Origin of the sequence: Stenotrophomonas sp. B2, assembly GCF_014947095.1 — a bacterium.
Lineage (GTDB): Bacteria > Pseudomonadota > Gammaproteobacteria > Xanthomonadales > Xanthomonadaceae > Stenotrophomonas > Stenotrophomonas maltophilia_P.
The window spans coordinates 125,555-143,357 of the sequence record NZ_JADCQA010000009.1; the positions used below are offsets into that span (position 1 = coordinate 125,555).

A 17,803-nucleotide genomic window follows, 5' to 3' on the forward strand; every position below is an offset into this window, starting at 1 on the left:
CGCCATATCGACTGGGCTGCCCGCTCCTCGGGCCCGTAACTGGAGATCTGCCGTGACCGCTGCCAACCCCCTGCTCGATTTCTCCGGCCTGCCGCGCTTCGAGGCGATCCGCCCCGAGCACGTGGCGCCGGCGCTGGACGTGCTGCTGGCCGAGGCCGAGGCCGCCGTCAACGCAGCCGAACAGGTGCAGCCGGTCCGCTGGGATACCTTCGTGGTCCCGCTGGACGATGCCACCGAGCGGCTGTGGCGCGCCTGGGGCCTGGTCGGCCACCTGCAGGGCGTGGTCAACACGCCGGAACTGCGCGAGGCCTACAACAGCAACCTGCCGCGGGTGACCCGCTTCGCCAGTGCGCTGGGCCAGAACCTGGCGCTGTACCGCCAGTACCAGGCATTGGCCACCGGCCCGGAGGCGGGGTCGTTCGATGAGGCCCGGCGCAAGGTGCTGGACAATACGCTGCGCGACTTCCGCCTGGGGGGCGCGGAGCTGGCGCCGGACGCCCAGCAGCGGTTCGCCGCGATCAAGGAAGAACTGTCGGCGCTGTCCGCGAAGTTCTCGCAGAACGTGCTGGATGCCACCGATGCGTGGTCGTTGATCGTGGAAGACGAAGCACGCCTGGCCGGCGTGCCGGACGACGTGAAGGCTGCCGCGCGTGCGGCAGCGGCGAACGATGGCAGGGACGGTTGGAAGTTGACGCTGCAGATGCCGTGTTACCTGCCGGTACAGACCTGGGCCGAAGATCGTGACCTGCGCGAGATCCTGTACCGGGCCAGCGCGCAGCGCGCTTCCGAATTCGGCGATGACGCGTTGGACAACAGCGGCAACATCGACCGCATCCTGGCCCTGCGGGCCGAACTGGCCGCACTGCTCGGCTTTGATTCCTACGCCGACTACTCGGTGGCCACCAAGATGGCGCAGGACCCGGCCGAAGTGCTGGGCTTCCTGCGTGACCTGGCGTCGCGCGCCAAGCCGTTCGCGGCCAGAGACCGTGCCGAACTGGAGCAGTTCGCGCGTGACCACCTGGGCATCGACAGCCTGCAGGCCTGGGACCTGGCGTTCGCGGCCGACCGCCTGAAGCAGGCGCGCTACAGCTATTCCGAGCAGGAGGTGAAACAGTACTTCACCGAGCCGAAGGTGCTGGGTGGATTGTTCTCGGTGATCGAGCAGCTGTATGGACTGCGCGTGCAGGAGGACAGCGCGCCGGTCTGGCACGAGGACGTACGCTTCTTCCGCCTGGTCGATGCGCAGGACGCGCTGGTAGGCCAGTTCTATCTGGATCTGTACGCCCGTGAGGGCAAGCGCGGCGGTGCGTGGATGGACGATTGCCGCAACCGGCGCGAGCGTGCCGATGGCAGCGCGCAGACGCCGCTGGTGTACCTGGTGTGCAACTTCGGTCGCGGCGCCAACGGCAGGCCTGCTACGTTCAGCCACAATGAAGTGACCACGCTGTTCCATGAAATGGGCCATGGCCTGCACCAGCTGCTGACCCGGATTGGTGAGCTGGGCGTGGCCGGCATCAATGGCGTGGAATGGGATGCGGTGGAGCTCCCCAGCCAGTTCATGGAGAACTTCTGCTGGGAATGGGACCACCTGCAGCGCATGACTGCGCACGTGGAGACGGGTGAACCGCTGCCACGTGCGCTGTATGAGCGCATGCTGGCCGCGCGCAATTTCCACAGCGGCATGGCGACTGTCCGCCAGCTGGAGTTCGGTCTGTTCGACATGCTTCTGCACAGCCAGTTCGAGCCCACGCAGGACAGCGTGCTGGCACTGCTGGAGCGCGTGCGCGGCGAAGTGGCGGTGAATCATCCGCCAGCCTGGAACCGCTTCCCGCATCAGTTCAGCCACATCTTCGCCGGTGGCTATGCGGCCGGCTACTACAGTTACAAATGGGCCGAGGTGCTCAGTGCCGATGCCTATGCGGCGTTCGAGGAAGCACCGCAGGCATTGGCCGCGACCGGTGCACGTTTCCGCGACGAGATCCTCTCGCGCGGGGGCAGCCGTCCAGCGGCCGAGAACTTCAAGGCCTTCCGTGGCCGTGCGCCGCAGATCGATGCGCTGCTGCGCCATTCGGGCATGGCCTGATCCCACGTCGGCTGTGAGGGGTGCCCCCCATGGCGGGCACCCCTCGACGGGCATCGGTCACTCGGCGTAGATCATCCTGCGGGTCATGCCGCCGTCGACGATGAAATCCTGGCCGGTGGTGAATCCGGACAGCGGCGACAACAGGTACACCGCCAGCGCGCCGATGTCTTCCGGGCGGCCGACGCGGCCGACCGGATGCTGTGCGTGGTCGATGGCCGAATACTCGGGCGCATGGCGCCGGGAGGGCGCCTGCCACTCGCTGGTGCCGATCCAGCCCGGACTGATGCTGTTCACCCGTACCGCCGGTCCGGCGCTGACTGCCAGCGCGTGGGTGAATGCCACCAGTCCGCCCTTGGCCGCGGCATAGGCTTCGCTATGGGCTTCGGACTGCCGGGCGCGGGTCGAGGCGATGTTGATGATGGCGCCGGCGCCACCGGATGACAGTGCCGGCAGGGCATGCCGGCTGCACAGGAAAGCGCCATGCAGCGATGACAGGCGGCGCTGCCATTCGTCCCACGCCATGTCCTGCAGCGGCGTACCGTGCGCACCGGCGATGCCGGCATTGTTGACCAGGCCATCGATGCCGCCAAACCGCTGCACCGCCGTGGCGATGAACGCGCGCACGCTGGCTTCGTCGGTGATGTCCAGGGGCTGGAACGCCGCATCGTCATCGCGCTGCCATTCGGCCAGGCAGGCGTGGCCGGCTTCCGTATCCAGATCGCCGATCAGCACGCGGCCGCCGGCACCGAGCACGGCCTGGGCGATGCCGCGGCCGATGCCATTGGCGCCACCGGTGACCAGCACCACCTTGCCCGCCAGCGGCGCGGCAGGCCAGGCAGCGATCGGCGGAGCCGCGCTCATGACAGGTCTTCGCCACGCAGGCGGCGATGCCAGCCGTCCACGCCGATGCGGTCCAGCGTCTGGATGTTGCGCTCGACGATCACGTCCGGATCGGGGAAGGCGTCCACCGCGCGTGCCACGCTGTCCTCGCGCAGCAGGTGCAGCGTGGGATAGGGCGCGCGGTTGGTGTAATTGCTGGCGTCGTTGGCGGCCACGCCTTCGAACTGGTAGTCCGGATGGAAGCTGGCCACCTGCAGGATGCCCCGCAGATCGAGCGCCTCGATCGCCGCGTCGGCGTTGTCGAGGAAGTCGTTGTAGTCCAGGAAATCCGTCAGCACCTGCGGGTGCACGATCAGGGTGGTGTCGATCTGCTCGGCCGGCGTGTCCCGCAGCAGCACCAGTTCCTCGGCCAGCTGTTCGACCAGTGCTTCGGGGGTGGTGGCATCACTGAGCACGAAGCGGACCTGGTCCTTCACATATACGGCCTTGGCGAACGGACACAGGTTCAGGCCGATGACGATGCGCTCCAGCCACAGGCGGGTGGCGGCGATCGGGTCGTCGGTGGGCAGGGCGATATCGGTCATGGCGGGCACATCGGCGGGCGAGGTCGCCATTGTAGGCAGTGTGCCGCCGCTGCGCTGTTCACTGTGCAGGAACTGGACAGTCGCCATGCTGCAAATCCCCGCCGATTCAAGCCTTTGCAGGCCACCGGCAGATGGCCGATTGCCTGCTGCGGGCGGTAGGCGTGGAATGGACGCACGACACAGGAGGACACCCATGACTGCATCTACTCCGTGGCTGCCGGACGCCCTTTGGGCCGGCGCCCTCTTCGACGGCCGGTGGCAGGCGGCCGCGCAACGGCAGCCGGTGATCGAGCCGGCCACCGGTAACACGCTCGGTCAGATCGGCCTGGCCGACCCGGCGCAGGTGGCGCGCTCGGCGGCGGCCGCTGCGCAGGCGCAGCAGGCGTGGGCGGCGGCTCCGTACGAACAGCGCGCTGAAGTGCTGCGCAAAGCGGCACGCCTGGCCGAAGAACACATCGACACCCTGGTCGAATGGCTGGTACGCGAAAGCGGCTCCACCCGCCTGAAGGCAGGTTTTGAGGCCAAGGTGACCATCAAGGCACTGCACGAGGCTGCGGCGCTGCCGTCGCGCAGCACCGGCGAGATTCTGCCTTCCGAGCCGGGCCGACTGAATCTGGCGCGGCGCCGACCGCTGGGTGTGGTAGGGGTTATCTCGCCTTTCAACTTTCCGCTGTATCTGGCCATGCGCGCGGTGGCGCCGGCCATCGCGCTGGGCAACGCGGTGGTACTCAAACCTGACCCGCGCACAGCGGTGTGCGGCGGGGCGGTGATCGCACGCCTGTTCGAGCAGGCCGGCCTGCCGGCAGGCGTTCTGCACATGCTGCCCGGTGATGGCGCGGCCGGCGCTGCGCTGACCAGCGATCCGCACGTGGCGATGATCCAGTTCACCGGCTCCACCGCCGCCGGGCGCAAGGTCGGAGAGGCGGCGGGCAAGCATCTGAAGAAGGTCTCGTTGGAGCTGGGCGGCAAGAACTCGTTGATCATCCTCGATGATGCCGACCTCGACCTGGCGGTGGCCAACACCGCGTGGGGGGTCTACCTGCATCAGGGCCAGATCTGCATGGCGACCGGCCGCGTGCTGGTGCAGCGGAAGATCCACTCCGCGTTCCTGCAGAAGCTGGTGGCCAAGGCCAATTCATTGAAGGTGGGCGATCCGGCGCGCGAAGACGTGGCGATCGGTCCGCTGATCAATGCCGGCCAGCGCGACCACGCCACGCGCGTGGTCGAGCAGGCAGTGCAGGCCGGTGCCTCGCTGGAGGCCGGAGGTACCCATCGCGATCTGTTCTTCGCGCCGACCGTGCTTGGCAACGTCTCTGCTGACAATCCGGCGTTCAACGAAGAAATCTTCGCGCCGGTGGCGGTGGTGGTGCCGTTCGACGATGACGACGATGCCGTGCGCCTGGCCAACGACAGCGAGTACGGCCTTTCGATGGCCATCGTTTCCAGCAATGTCGGCCGCGCACTGAAGCTCGGTGAGCGCCTGCGCACCGGGCTGCTGCACATAAACGATCAGACCGTGAACGACGAGGTGATCAATCCCTTTGGCGGCGTCGGAGCATCCGGCAATGGCACCAGTATCGGCGGCCCCGCCAACTGGGAGGAGTTCACGCAGTGGCAGTGGTTGACCGTCAAGGGCGAGGCGCCCGCTTATCCGATCTGATCGAAGGAGCCATCACGATGAACGACAACACGGCAACACGCGAGATCACCGCTGCAGTGGTCCGCGGCAAGGAACAACCCTTCGTCATCGAGCAGGCCCGGCTGCGTGGCCCGCGGGAGGATGAGGTCCTGGTGAAGGTGGTAGCCACCGGCCTGTGCCACACCGACCTGATCGTGCGCGATCAGTACTACCCGGTGCCGCTGCCCGCGGTGCTGGGTCACGAAGGCGCCGGCGTCGTGGAGGCGGTCGGCCCCAACGTAAGGGAACTGAAAGCAGGTGATCACGTGGTGCTGACCTATGGCGCCTGCGGCCACTGCAATCCGTGCCGGGGCGGTCATGGCGCCTACTGCAGGGATTTCTTCGCGCTGAACTTTGGTGGCGATGATGGCCACGGCCATACCGCCATCACCGATGCGCAGGGTCAGCCGTTGCACGACCATTTCTTCGCGCAGTCTTCGTTTGCCACCTATGCGCTGGCGCGCGAGATCAATGCGATCAAAGTGCCCGACGATGCGCCTCTGGAACTGCTGGGCCCGCTGGGCTGCGGCATCCAGACCGGTGCCGGCGCGGTACTCAATTCGCTGAAGGTACGCTCGGGCAGCAGTTTTGCCAGCTACGGTGCCGGCGCAGTCGGTCTGAGTGCGGTGATGGCGGCCAAGGTCGCCGGTGCCACGACCATCATCGCCATCGATGTGGTGCCGTCGCGGCTGGCACTCGCGCTGGAGCTGGGCGCCACCCACGTGGTCAACAGCCGCGAGACCGATGTGGTCGAGGCCGTGCGCGCCATCACCGGCGGTGGCGCTGATTTCGCGCTGGAATCGACCGGTCGCCCGGAGGTGCTCTCTGCGGGTATCGAGGCGTTGGGGGGCTTGGGCATGATGGGCGTGGTCGGTGCACCAAAGCTGGGCACCACCGCCAGTTTCGACGTGAACAACCTGCTGCTGGGTGGCCGCAGCATCCGTGGCATCGTGGAAGGCGACAGTGTGCCGCAGGTGTTCATTCCGCAGCTGGTCACGCTGTTCCAGCAGGGCCGCTTCCCGTTCGACAGGCTGGTGAAGTTCTACCCGCTGGAGCAGATCAACCAGGCGGCCGAGGACAGCACCCGGGGCATCACCCTGAAGCCGATCCTGCGCATCGCGGCGTGATCTGAGGGCAGGGCTGCAGGGCTTCGCCCTGCACCTGCCGGATGGGCGGCAACCGCAGGCCAATACCTCATCGGAGCGTAACGTGGCGTTGCCGCTGGCGGGTGTACGCTGCGCCCATGATCGCAACCTCCGTCGGGCAACAGCAGCTGGTAGCGGCACGCGCGGCCTTTGCAGAGGGCGACGCGCGTTCATTGAGCGTGTTGCCGCAGCCCTTGCAGCAGTCGTGGATGCGCTCGCGCGCGGCTGGCCTGCAGCCCGGGCAGGAACCGGTCTACCTGCCGCTGCAGAGCGATGGCCGGCATCTGCCACAGCGCGACGACCGTCGCCTGGCACGCTGCGTGCAACCGGAGCTGGAACAGCTGTGGGCCGCTTTCGGCGGACGTGGCTGGACGATGTTCTGCGCCAACCGCGAGGGCATGGTGATCGCGCAGCAGGCGCATGGCCTGGAAGACTCGCCCCTGCTGCGGCCGATCCAGGTCGGGCGGCGGCTGGGCGAAAGCGAGATCGGCACCACCGCGCCGGCGGTCAGCCTGGCCGACGACCTGCCAGCGCTGGTGCGCGGCAATGAACATTACCTGCAGCGTTTCGCTCCGGTGTTCTGCCTCAGTGAACCCCTGCACGATCTCGACGGGCGGGTATGCGGAGTGATCGATATCACCGGGCTGGGTGAGCGCGATCCTTCGCTGCTGCAGGGCTATTTCCGGCAGGCCGCACTGGCCAGCGAGAATCGCCTGTTCCACACGCTTGCCGATGTGCACCTGCTGGCGCTGCAGCATGATCCGCGCTGGCTGGCGTCACCCTTGCAGGGGCTGCTGGCGGTGCAGGAGGATGGCCAGCTGCGCGCCGCCAACCGTGTGGCCCGGCGTCTGTTGGGCCTGCCGCGGCGCGGGCCACTGCCGTTGCTGGATATTGCAGCGGTGTTTGCCGGCGCCAGTGCCGCACAGCGGCGGCGCCTGCTGCAGCCGGGGGCGCCGCATCGGGTCCGGTTGGGCGAGGGCAGTGCGGTCTACCTGCAGCATCTGCAGGCGCCGCGCAAGGTCGCTGGCAACAGCGTGCGACGGTCTTCACCGGCGACGATGGCGGCGCCGGCGCTGCGCGATCAGCAGCGTGAAGCGGCGCGCCGGGCGGCGCAGGCGGCGGACGGCAATCTCAGTCTGGCCGCACGTCAGCTGGGCATCTCGCGCACCACGCTGTACAAGCTGCTGCGTGATTGATCGAGCGCGGTGCCGGGCCACGCCCGGCGGAGCAGTCAGTCGCGGAAATTGTTGAACTGCAGCGGCAGCTCGAACTTGCCGGCCTTCAGTACTGCGATCGCGTCCTGCAGATCGTCGCGCTTCTTGCCCTGCACGCGCAGCTTGTCGCCATTGATCTGGCTTTCCACCTTCAGCTTGGCGTCCTTCAGTGCGGCGGCGATCTTCTTGGCCACCTTCTGCTCGATGCCCTGCTTGACGGTGATCTTCTGCCGCGCCTGCGCCAGATTGGTCTCGATGTCGCCGAACTCCAGGCTCAGCACGTCGATGCCGCGCGCTGCCAGACGCGCACGCAGGATGTCGTTCATCTGCTTGAGCTGGAACTCGGTCGGCGCGAACTGGTTGATGACATCGCCATCACGCTCGAACTTGGCGTCCACGCCCTTGAAATCGAAGCGGGTGCTCAGTTCGCGGTTGGCCTGGTCGATGGCGTTGGTCAGCTCGTGGGTGTCGACTTCGGAGACGACGTCGAAGGAAGGCATGGGCGATGCTCCACGGAATTCAGTGCGGACATTCTATCGCGCCGGCCAGCCTGCCCGCTTTCCGTGGCGCTGGGCATCGCTGCAACGGCATCCCGCCGCCGGCTCGGCGATAATGGGCCATGAACGTGCAACGCTCCCCCTCGCGCGCGGTGGCCTGGATGGTCGCCGCGGTCGCCTGCTTCTCCCTGATGGACGCCGGCATGAAGCAGCTGGCGGCCAGCTATCCCACCCTGCAGGTGACCTTCCTGCGCGGCGCGGCGTCGTTGCCGTTCGTGCTGGTCTGGGTGCTGGTCAGCGCGGGCCCGCGTTCGCTGGTGCCACGTCGCTGGGGCCTGCATCTGCTGCGTGGCGCGCTGGGCATGGCGATGATCGGCTGCTTCGTGTTCGCGTTGCGCGATCTGCCACTGTCCACCGCCTACACCATCTACTTCGTCGCGCCGCTGCTGATCGCGGCCCTGTCGGTGCCGCTGCTGGGCGAACGGGTCGGACCGCGTCGCTGGGTGGCCATCGGCATCGGCCTGGTCGGCGTGCTGGTGGTGCTGCGGCCCGGCGTGGATGGGTTCATCTCGGTGCCGGGCCTGATGGTGCTGGCCGCGGCCACCGCCTACGCCGTTGCCGCGATCACGGTCAGCCTGCTGACCCGTACCGACACCTCGCAGTCGATGGTGGTCTGGTTCCTGGTCATCATGGCGATCGGCGCGGGCCTGCTGGCGATTCCCGGCTGGAGGCCGCTGCTGCTGGCGCACGCGCCGCTGATCGCGGGCATGGGGCTGGCCGGTGCGCTGGGTCAGATCGCCCTGACCAAGGCCTTCCAGCTGGGCGAGGCATCCATGATCGCGCCCCTGGAGTACAGCGGCCTGGTCTGGGTGATCGGATGGGATCTGGCTTTCTGGGGGCAGTTGCCGGACGGCTACACCTGGGTGGGGGCGGCGATCATCGTGGCGTCGGGCCTGTACCTGCTGCACCGCGAGCGGGTGAACCGCCAGCAGCCGCCGAAGCCGCTGGATCATCCCTGAACCGGTTTGGCAGGGGAGCGGGGTCAGAGCCCCTGCGGGGATCCGACCCCGGGGTCAGAGCCCACAGGGGCTCTGACCCCGGAACCCGGCCGGAGTAGGCGTCTTAGAACCAAAAGGAATAACATTCTGGCCCATGGCGCGGGCGCGCGACCGCCGGCGCTGGTAGGCTGCACGCCCCCTTCTGTCGCCTGCCGGTGAGCCGCTCCCGTGATCGAGTTCCAGCGCCTGCACAAATCCTATGCCGTTGCCGGCCGCGCGGTCAGCGCGCTGCAACCGCTGGACCTGACCATCGAGGCCGGCGAGGTCTTCGGCATCATCGGTCATTCCGGTGCCGGCAAATCGACGCTGATCCGCATGATCAACCGCCTGGAAGAGCCTTCCGGTGGCCGATTGCTGATCGGAGGCGAGGACATCACCACGCTGGATGCCGACGGCCTGCGCTCGCTGCGCCGGCGAATCGGCATGATCTTCCAGCACTTCAACCTGCTGTCCTCGCGCACGGTGGCGGGCAACGTCGCCTTCCCGCTGGAGCTGGCCGGTACACCGAAGGCGGAGATCGACAGCCGGGTGGCCGAACTGCTGCAGACCGTCGGCCTGCAGGCACACGCACAGAAGTACCCGGCGCAGCTGTCCGGAGGCCAGAAGCAGCGCGTGGGCATCGCCCGTGCCCTGGCCACCCGCCCGCAGATCCTGCTGTGCGACGAGGCCACCAGTGCTCTCGACCCGCAGACCACCGCGTCGGTGCTGGCGCTGCTGTCGAAGATCAACCGCGAGCTGGGCCTGACCATCGTGCTGATCACCCACGAGATGGATGTGATCCGCCGCGTCTGCGACCGGGTGGCGGTGCTCGATGCCGGCCAGCTGGTGGAGACCGGTCCGGTCACCCAGGTGTTCCTGCATCCGCAGCATCCCACCACCCGCCGTTTCGTCAGCGAATCGGAGCATGTGGACGAAGGAACGCTGCACCGTGATTTCGACGCCGTGAGTGGGCGCATCGTGCGCTTGACCTTCCTCGGTGGCGATACCTACGAACCCCTGCTGGGCAGCATCGCGCGCCAGACCGGGGTCGATTACAACATCCTGTCCGGGCGTATCGACCGGATCAAGGACACACCGTATGGCCAACTGGTCGTGGCCCTGGTCGGTGGCGATCACGCCGCCGCGCAGGCCGCGTTCGTGGCCGCTGGCGTGCATGTCGAGGAACTGCGTCGATGATCATTGCTGCTGCAGACGGATTCTTCCGCCACCTGGACGCCGGCAAGTGGGCCGATATCGGCCAGGCCACCATCGACACCCTGCTGATGCTGGCCGGTTCGCTGCCCTTGACCCTGGCCATCGGGCTGCCGCTGGGCGTGCTGCTGTACCTGTTCGGTGCGCCGCAGATGAAGCGTCGTCCGTTCGCCTATGGCGTGCTGGCGCTGGTGGTCAACCTGCTGCGTTCGGTGCCCTTCATCATCCTGATGATCGTGCTGATTCCGGTGACGCTGTTCATGATGGGGACGTCGCTGGGTGTTCGCGGTGCGATCGTGCCCCTGGTGATCGGCGCCGCACCGTTCTATGCGCGGCTTGTGGAAACCGCGCTGCGCGAAGTGGACCGTGGGGTGATCGAGGCGACCCAGGCGATGGGCGCAACCACCTGGCAGCTGGTCACCCGTGTGCTGCTGCCGGAAGCGCGGCCGGGCCTGATCGCAGGTGCCACGGTCACGACCGTTGCGCTGATCGGCTTCACCGCCATGGGCGGTGCGATCGGCTCGGGCGGCCTGGGCGATCTGGCGTTCCGTGATGGCTACCAGCGTTCGCACACCGACGTCGCCCTGGTGACCGTGGTGCTGCTGCTGGTGCTGGTGCAGCTGCTGCAGATGCTAGGCGACCGTCTGGTCGCACATTACACCCGCAGGTAACCGGCACGTCCGCCGGGCATGGCCCGGCGCTACCCTGCCACGCGGACGTTCCAGTAGCGCCGGGCCATGCCCGGCGGCGTCGGCTCACCGCGCGTTGGGGCCGTCATAGCCCCGTTTGCCGACCTGGTCCGGGCGCTGCGGCACCCGCTTGAGCTTGTCGGTATTCACTCCGTACTCGTCGCGCAGGCGCTCGGCCAGCTCCTTGTACAGCGTCTTGTCCATGTCAGGCCGACGGGCAAAGATCCACGCCATCTCGCGGCCCGGATAGCCGATCAGTGCCCAGGAGTAATCCGGCGCCACTTCCAGAACGCGCGAATGGGTCGGCACCACGCGGTAGAACCAGGTCCGCCAGCCATGGTTGCCGCTGTCCGGGTCGACGCTGGCACGGGCGCGGATCTCCTGTTGCGGTTCGCTGAAGCCGTTGCGGTAGCGGTAGGTGATGGCAACCTTGTGATCGTCGCGCAGCGCGTACTCGTTGACGCTGGCAACGTGACCGCGCTCGACGAAGTTCGGTACGCGGCCGATCACGTACCAGGTGCCCATGAAACGTTGCAGGTCGATCGGCGCGTTCGGATCGGGGGCGCGGGCCGCCGCGGCACGCGGCGACGGCGGATCGCTGGCAGCCAGCGCCGGGCCCGCCAGGGACAGGGCCAGCAGCACGGCGCAGAGCGGGCGGATCGAAGTCATGCGGGAGCGGGCTCCAGTGGGCTTGCACGCGCATGGTCGACTGTGTGCACGCGGTCCGTCAATGGTGTCGCAGCGTATGAGAAGGCCCTTGCCCAAGCTGTGTTGCATTGTCCACCGGAGAAACCCGCATGAGCGCACGCCTCACACGCCGCCCCTCGACTGAACGCGTCAGCGAACGCGCCGATCCGCGCCTGCTGCGGGGTGTACAGCATCTGGCACTGGCCGGCGTCGCACTGGTCCTGGTGTGGCCGGCCGCCCGTGGCAGCAGTGCCTGGCTGGGTTGGCTGCCCCTGTGGCTGATCGGCATGCCGCTGGTGGCCTGGTGGGCGTTGCTGCGCTGCCCATTGCCGTCGCTGCGGCGGCGGTCGTCGCGTCGTACCGGTGGACAGGCGCGCCGCCGGAGGGCAGCCGGCGCGCGCGGCCGACGCGGCGCGACGGCGGCGGCCTGACCTTCGACACGGGGGCGGTGTCCGGATCCGTGCTAGCGTTCCACGGCTTATGACTGCCTGGAGCTGCAATGTCACGACTCGCTTCCGCCTGCCTGCTGGCTGGCATGATGACCGCTGCCTCGGTGGGGACCGCCGTGGCTGCTGAAGATACCGACCGTTATGCCTGGCTGGAGGACGTCACCGGCGACAAGCCGCTGTCCTGGGTCAAGGAACAGAACGCCAAGGCCGAGGCGCGCCTGGCGCAGACTCCGGCCTTCAGGCAGATGGAGGCCAGCATCCGTGAGGTGCTCGATTCGGATGCCAAGATTCCCGGCGTGCAGAAGATCGGCGACTACTACTACAACTTCTGGAAGGACAAGCAGCACGAACGTGGCCTGTGGCGGCGCACCACCCTGGCCGAGTACCGCAAGGCCTCGCCGCAGTGGGAAACCGTGCTTGACCTGGACGCACTGAACAAGGCCGAGGGCGAGAACTGGGTCTGGCACGGCGCCGACTGCCTGCGCCCGGACTACAGCCGCTGCCTGATCGCGCTGTCACGCGGCGGCGCGGATGCCGATGTCACCCGCGAGTTCGATCTGTCGACGAAGCGCTGGATCGAGGATGGCTTCTTCCGTCCCGAGTCGAAGGGCGGCCTGAACTGGATCGATCGCGATACCGTGTTCGTCTACACCGATTTCGGTGCCGGCACCATGACCACCTCCGGCTACCCGCGCGTGGCCAAGCTGTGGAAGCGTGGGACGCCGATGTCGTCGGCCAGCGTGGTGTACGAAGGCAAGCCGGAGGACATGTACATCGCGGCGATGCACGATGACACCCCGGGCTTCGAGCGCAACCTGGTCAGCCGCACGCTGGCGTTCTACAACAATGAGGTCTACCTGCGCGGCGACGATGGCACGCTGACCAAGATCGATGCGCCGAACTCCGCCGAGAAGGGCCTGCACAAGCAGTGGCTGACCCTGGAGCTGCGCGACGCCTGGACCGTGGGCGGCAAGACCTACGCGTCCGGCTCGCTGCTGGCGACCCGGCTCGATGACTTCCTGGCCGGCAAGCGTGACTTCGAGGTCCTGTTCACCCCGACCGCGACCACCTCGCTGGCCGGTGCGACCTGGACCAAGAACCACCTCGTCCTGAACGTGCTGGACGATGTGAAGAATCGCCTGTCCGTGCTGACCCCGGGCGCCAATGGCTGGCAGAAGAGCGCGTTTGTCGGCGCGCCGGCATTCGGCACTCTGGCCGTGGGCGCAGTGGACAGCGACGACAGCGATGCGGTCTGGCTGACCGCCACCGACTATCTGACGCCGACCACCCTGGCTTTGGCCGAGATCGGCAAGGCACCGGAAACGCTGAAGACCATGCCGGCCTTCTTCAATGCCGAGGGCAAGGTGATCGAGCAGCACTTCGCCACCAGCAAGGATGGCACCCGTGTGCCGTACTTCGTGGTGCATGCCAAGGACATGAAGCTGGACGGCTCCAATCCGACCCTGCTGTACGGCTACGGCGGTTTCGAGATTTCGCTGACACCCAGCTATTCCGGTGGCATGGGCCGCGCCTGGCTGGAGAAGGGCGGTGTGTACGTGGTCGCCAACATCCGTGGTGGCGGTGAGTACGGCCCACGCTGGCACCAGGCGGCGCTGAAGCAGAATCGTCACAAGGCCTACGAGGACATGGCCGCGGTGGCACAGGATCTGGTCAAGCGCAGGATCACCAGTGCCAGGCACCTGGGCGTGCAGGGCGGCAGCAACGGCGGCCTGCTGACCGGCAACATGCTGACGCAGTACCCGGAACTGTTCGGTGCGGTGGTGGTGCAGGTTCCGCTGCTGGACATGAAGCGCTACAGCCACCTGCTGGCCGGCGCGTCGTGGATGGCCGAGTACGGCAACCCCGATACCAGCGACTGGGAGTTCATCAAGACCTTCTCGCCGTACCACCTGTTCGACGCGAAGAAGAACTACCCGCCGGTGCTGTTCACCACCTCCACCCGCGATGACCGCGTGCACCCGGCCCATGCCCGCAAGATGGCGGCGAAGATGATCGATGCCGGCAAGGATGTGACCTACTACGAGAACATCGAAGGTGGTCATGGCGGCGCAGCCAACAACGCGCAGGCCGCGCACATGGCGGCCCTGGCCTACAGCTTCCTGTGGGAGCGCCTGGGCGGTAAATGACGAAATGAAAAACGCCGCCCCCGGGCGGCGTTTTTCATGGGCGGCGCTGCGCGCTCGCCGGGCATGGCCCGGCGCTACCGGAGATGTTGCAGCCCGCGCGCGATGCGCTCCACCGCTTCCTGCAGCCGCGGGATTTCCTGGGTATAGGCCAGGCGCACATGCTGGTTGGCGCGGTGGAAGCCAAAATCCAGGCCCGGGGTGAAGGCCACATGCTCGGTTTCGAGGAAGTGTGCGCAGAACGCCTGGGCATCATCGGTGAACGCACTGACATCGGCATACAGATAAAACGCGCCCTGCGGCTCCACCTCGATGCGGAAGCCCAGCTCGCGCAGCGCCGGCAACAGGAAATCGCGACGCTGGCGGAAGGCCTCCCGTCGCTGTTCGAAGATCGCCATCGATTCATCGGTGAAACAGGCCAGGGCTGCATGCTGGGCGATGCTCGACGCACTGATGTACAGGTTCTGCGCCAGCTTCTCCAGTTCGGGCACCGCTGCGGGCGGCGCCACCAGCCAGCCCAGGCGCCAGCCGGTCATGCCGAAGTACTTCGAGAAACTGTTCAGCACGAACGCGCTGTCATCGACCTGCAATACGCTGGCGGCGTCCACGCCGTAGGTCAGGCCGTGATAGATCTCGTCCACCACCAGGTGCCCGCCGCGTGCGTGCAGTGCGCGTGACAGCGCCGCAAGTTCATCGGCCGACAGCACCGTGCCGGTGGGGTTGGCCGGCGAGGCGACGAGTGCGCCGACGCTGTCCGTATTCCAGTGCTGTTGCACCAGCGAGGGTGTGAGCTGGTAGGCGGTCTGTGGACCGACCGGGACCAGCTGTGCGGCACCTTCCACCAGGCGCAGGAAATGCCGGTTGCAGGGATAGCCGGGATCGGCCAGCAGCCAGTGCCGGCCCGGGTCGACCAGCAGGCTGCTGGCCAGCAGCAGCGCGCCGGAGCCGCCAGGAGTGACCAGGATGCGTTCCGGATCCACATCCAGCCGGTAACGGCTGCGATAGAAACCGCTGATCGCCTGACGCAGCGCAGGCAGGCCGCGTGCGGCGGTGTAGCGCGTGTGCCCGGCGGCCAGGGCCGCCTGGCCGGCACGCACCACCGGCCCGGCCGTGGTGAAGTCCGGTTCGCCGATCTCCAGGTGGATGACATCGTGGCCGGCCTGTTCCAGCGCCTGCGCGCGGGCCAGCAGGGACATCACGTGGAAAGGAGCGATTTCATGGCTGCGCCGGCTGTAGACCGGCGGGTGGGGCAGGGTACTCATGCGCCCATGGTACGCCGACCGCTGCCAGCGGACCCGCACCGTGACGACCTGCAGGGTTGTGGTGCCGACGGGATTGGGGTCAGATCGCTGTTCGGGGAAAGGGAACCGATCCCGTCGAAGACCATTGCATTGAAGCGCCTGGAGCCTTATCTCATGAAGTCCACCCTCTGCCTGTTGCTCGCCAGCCTGATGACCAGCACCGCTACCGCCGCCCCCCTGCCTGTTCCGCCGGACGCCGCCCGGCATCCGCACGAGGTCAAGGCCCCGTTCGGCGCGACCCGCAACGACGACTATTACTGGCTGCGTGACGACAAGCGCGCGAACAAGGACATGCTGGCCTACCTGCAGGCCGAGAACGCCTATGCCGACCAGGTGCTGGCGCCATTGAAGCCGCTGGAAGACGCGCTGTACAAGGAAATCGTCGGCCGCATCAAGCAGGATGATTCCAGCGTGCCGGCGCGCGAGCGCGGCTACTGGTACTACAGCCGCTTCGAGACCGGGCAGGACTACCCGATCCACGCACGCCGCAAGGGCAGCATGGATGCCGCCGAAGAAGTGCTGCTGGACGTCAACGCAATGGCCGCCGGCAAGGGCTACTTCAATGTCGGCTCGATGGAAGTCAGCCAGGACAACCAGCTGCTGGCCTGGGCCGACGATGACGTGGGCCGTCGCCAGTACACGATCCGCTTCAAGGACCTGCGGACCGGGCAGGTGCTGCCCGACGTGATCACCGGCAGTTCCGGCGATCTGGTCTGGGCCGACGACAACCGCACCGTGCTGTACGTCGAGAACGATCCGGAAACGCTGCTGACCGTGCGCGTGAAAAAGCACGTGCTGGGCACCCCGGCCAGCGCCGACACCGTCGTCTACGAAGAGAAGGACGACAGCTTCTACATGGGCATCGGCCGCACCCGCGACGACCGCTTCATCACCATCGGCGTGCACAGTACCGTGTCGTCGGAAGAGCGCTACGCGCCGGCCGGCGACCCGACCACGTTCACCGTGCTGGCGCCACGCCAGCGCGACGTCGAGTACGACGCCGACCACTACGATGGCCGCTGGGTGATACGTACCAACGACAGTGCAAAGAACTTCAAACTGGTCACCGCACCGACCGATGCCACCTCGCGTGCGCAGTGGAAGGACTGGATCGCGCATGACGATGCGGTGTTCATCGAAGGATTCGAGCTGTTTGATGGCTTCACCGCCATTGCCGAGCGTTCCGAAGGCCTGGAGCGCATCCGCCTGCTGTTCAAGGATGGCCGCAGCGACTACGTGAAGGCCGATGAGCCGGCGTACTCGATGGGCCTGGGCGATAACACCGAGGCCGATACGCCATGGCTGCGCTACGTCTACACCTCGATGACCACCCCGACCACCGTGTTCGAGCTGAACACCGCCACCGGCGAGCGCCGCCAGCTGAAGGTGCAGCCGGTGATCGGCTATGACGCATCGAAGTACGAAACCGAACGCGTCTGGATCACCGCGCGCGATGGCGTGAAGGTGCCGGTGTCGCTGGTCTACCGCAAGGGCTACCAGAAGGACGGCAAGGGCGCGCTGTTCCAGTACGCCTACGGCAGCTACGGCATGTCGATGGACCCGTACTTCAACCAGACGGCAGTGAGCCTGCTCGATCGCGGCGTGGTGTATGCCATCGCCCACATCCGCGGTGGCCAGGAGATGGGCCGCGACTGGTACGAGAACGGCAAGCTGCTGCACAAGCAGAACACCTTCAACGACTTCATCGACGTTACCCGTGGACTGGTGGCGCAGGGCTGGGCGGCGAAGGATCGCGTGGCCGCGTCCGGTGGCAGTGCCGGTGGCCTGCTGATGGGGGCGGTGGCCAACCAGGCGCCGCAGGACTACCGGGTGATGGTGGCGCAGGTGCCGTTCGTGGACGTGGTCACCACCATGCTGGATCCGACCATCCCGCTGACCACCAACGAGTACGACGAGTGGGGCAACCCGGAGCAGAAGCAGTACTACGACTACATGCTCTCGTACTCGCCCTACGACAATGTCAGAAAGCAGGATTATCCGGCGCTGTTCGTCGGTACCGGCCTGTGGGATTCGCAGGTGCAGTACTGGGAACCGGCCAAGTGGGTGGCCAGGCTGCGCGACGACAACACTGGCCATTACCCGATCCTGTTCCGCACCAACATGGAGGCCGGCCATGGCGGCAAGTCGGGTCGCTTCCAGCGTTACCGCGAGCTGTCCGAATCGTATGCCTTCGTGCTGCAGCAGCTGGGTATCGCAGCACCGTGATCGCGGCGGGGTGCCGG

Annotated in this window: 15 protein-coding genes; 10 read left to right on the forward strand and 5 right to left on the reverse strand. The window is 67.0% G+C overall.

The annotated features are described in order from the left end of the window. Positions 1-52 precede the first annotated feature (52 nt). Entirely contained in the window at positions 53-2,083 is a 2,031-nt protein-coding gene (locus IMX13_RS12500) for a M3 family metallopeptidase (protein ID WP_193396453.1), read from the forward strand. A gap of 57 nt (positions 2,084-2,140) precedes the next feature. Here the strand turns inward: IMX13_RS12500 and IMX13_RS12505 are convergent, their stop codons facing one another. Continuing rightward, a complete protein-coding gene (locus tag IMX13_RS12505) occupies positions 2,141-2,944 on the reverse strand; it encodes an SDR family oxidoreductase (RefSeq protein ID WP_193396454.1) in 804 nt (267 codons plus the stop codon). Further along, on the reverse strand, positions 2,941-3,507 hold the full coding sequence (locus IMX13_RS12510; RefSeq protein WP_193396481.1) for a DUF1415 domain-containing protein: 567 nt from the start codon (positions 3,505-3,507) through the stop codon (positions 2,941-2,943). Before IMX13_RS12510 ends, IMX13_RS12505 begins: the two co-directional genes overlap by 4 nt. Positions 3,508-3,700: 193 nt before the next feature. Between IMX13_RS12510 and IMX13_RS12515 the strand changes: the two genes are divergently transcribed. From IMX13_RS12515 to IMX13_RS12525, 3 genes are all read left to right on the forward strand, one after another. After that, entirely contained in the window at positions 3,701-5,167 is a 1,467-nt protein-coding gene (locus tag IMX13_RS12515) for a benzaldehyde dehydrogenase (protein ID WP_193396455.1), read from the forward strand. Positions 5,168-5,184: 17 nt separating this feature from the next. Continuing rightward, positions 5,185-6,312, forward strand: a complete 1,128-nt coding sequence (locus IMX13_RS12520; RefSeq protein WP_193396456.1) for an NAD(P)-dependent alcohol dehydrogenase — start codon at positions 5,185-5,187, stop codon at positions 6,310-6,312. Between the two features lie 116 nt (positions 6,313-6,428). After that, complete coding sequence (locus IMX13_RS12525; RefSeq protein WP_065181776.1) at positions 6,429-7,526, forward strand: helix-turn-helix domain-containing protein; 1,098 nt, start codon at positions 6,429-6,431, stop codon at positions 7,524-7,526. 35 nt (positions 7,527-7,561) lie between these two features. Here IMX13_RS12525 and IMX13_RS12530 read toward each other — a convergent pair whose 3' ends face one another. After that, the gene (locus IMX13_RS12530; RefSeq protein ID WP_053519819.1) at positions 7,562-8,044 is read right to left on the reverse strand and encodes a YajQ family cyclic di-GMP-binding protein; all 483 of its coding nucleotides are present in this window, start codon (positions 8,042-8,044) and stop codon (positions 7,562-7,564) included. A 119-nt stretch (positions 8,045-8,163) separates the two neighbouring features. On the opposite strand from IMX13_RS12530, the gene IMX13_RS12535 reads away from it, so the two are divergent. The 3 genes from IMX13_RS12535 (at position 8,164) to IMX13_RS12545 (ending at position 10,961) form a co-directional block, all read left to right on the forward strand. Beyond that, positions 8,164-9,060, forward strand: coding sequence for a DMT family transporter (locus tag IMX13_RS12535; protein ID WP_065175182.1), 897 nt, complete (start codon positions 8,164-8,166; stop codon positions 9,058-9,060). Between the two features lie 207 nt (positions 9,061-9,267). Beyond that, a complete protein-coding gene (locus tag IMX13_RS12540; RefSeq protein WP_053519817.1) occupies positions 9,268-10,275 on the forward strand; it encodes a methionine ABC transporter ATP-binding protein in 1,008 nt (335 codons plus the stop codon). Further along, a complete protein-coding gene (locus tag IMX13_RS12545; RefSeq protein WP_053519816.1) occupies positions 10,272-10,961 on the forward strand; it encodes a methionine ABC transporter permease in 690 nt (229 codons plus the stop codon). Before IMX13_RS12540 ends, IMX13_RS12545 begins: the two co-directional genes overlap by 4 nt. Before the next feature lie 84 nt (positions 10,962-11,045). Here the strand turns inward: IMX13_RS12545 and IMX13_RS12550 are convergent, their stop codons facing one another. Beyond that, entirely contained in the window at positions 11,046-11,648 is a 603-nt protein-coding gene (locus IMX13_RS12550) for a lipocalin family protein (protein WP_193396457.1), read from the reverse strand. A gap of 128 nt (positions 11,649-11,776) precedes the next feature. Here IMX13_RS12550 and IMX13_RS12555 point away from each other — a divergent pair, with 128 nt between their 5' ends. Together IMX13_RS12555 and IMX13_RS12560 are read left to right on the forward strand one after the other, a co-directional pair. Next, a complete protein-coding gene (locus IMX13_RS12555; protein WP_053519814.1) occupies positions 11,777-12,097 on the forward strand; it encodes a hypothetical protein in 321 nt (106 codons plus the stop codon). Positions 12,098-12,165: 68 nt separating this feature from the next. Continuing rightward, on the forward strand, positions 12,166-14,262 hold the full coding sequence (locus tag IMX13_RS12560; RefSeq protein WP_053519813.1) for a prolyl oligopeptidase family serine peptidase: 2,097 nt from the start codon (positions 12,166-12,168) through the stop codon (positions 14,260-14,262). Positions 14,263-14,336: 74 nt separating this feature from the next. Here the strand turns inward: IMX13_RS12560 and IMX13_RS12565 are convergent, their stop codons facing one another. Continuing rightward, positions 14,337-15,521 carry a pyridoxal phosphate-dependent aminotransferase gene (locus IMX13_RS12565; RefSeq protein ID WP_193396458.1) on the reverse strand — a complete coding sequence of 395 codons (1,185 nt, stop codon included), beginning with the start codon at positions 15,519-15,521 and terminating at the stop codon, positions 14,337-14,339. A 153-nt stretch (positions 15,522-15,674) separates the two neighbouring features. Here IMX13_RS12565 and IMX13_RS12570 point away from each other — a divergent pair, with 153 nt between their 5' ends. After that, complete coding sequence (locus IMX13_RS12570; protein ID WP_193396459.1) at positions 15,675-17,786, forward strand: S9 family peptidase; 2,112 nt, start codon at positions 15,675-15,677, stop codon at positions 17,784-17,786. Positions 17,787-17,803 lie beyond the last annotated feature (17 nt).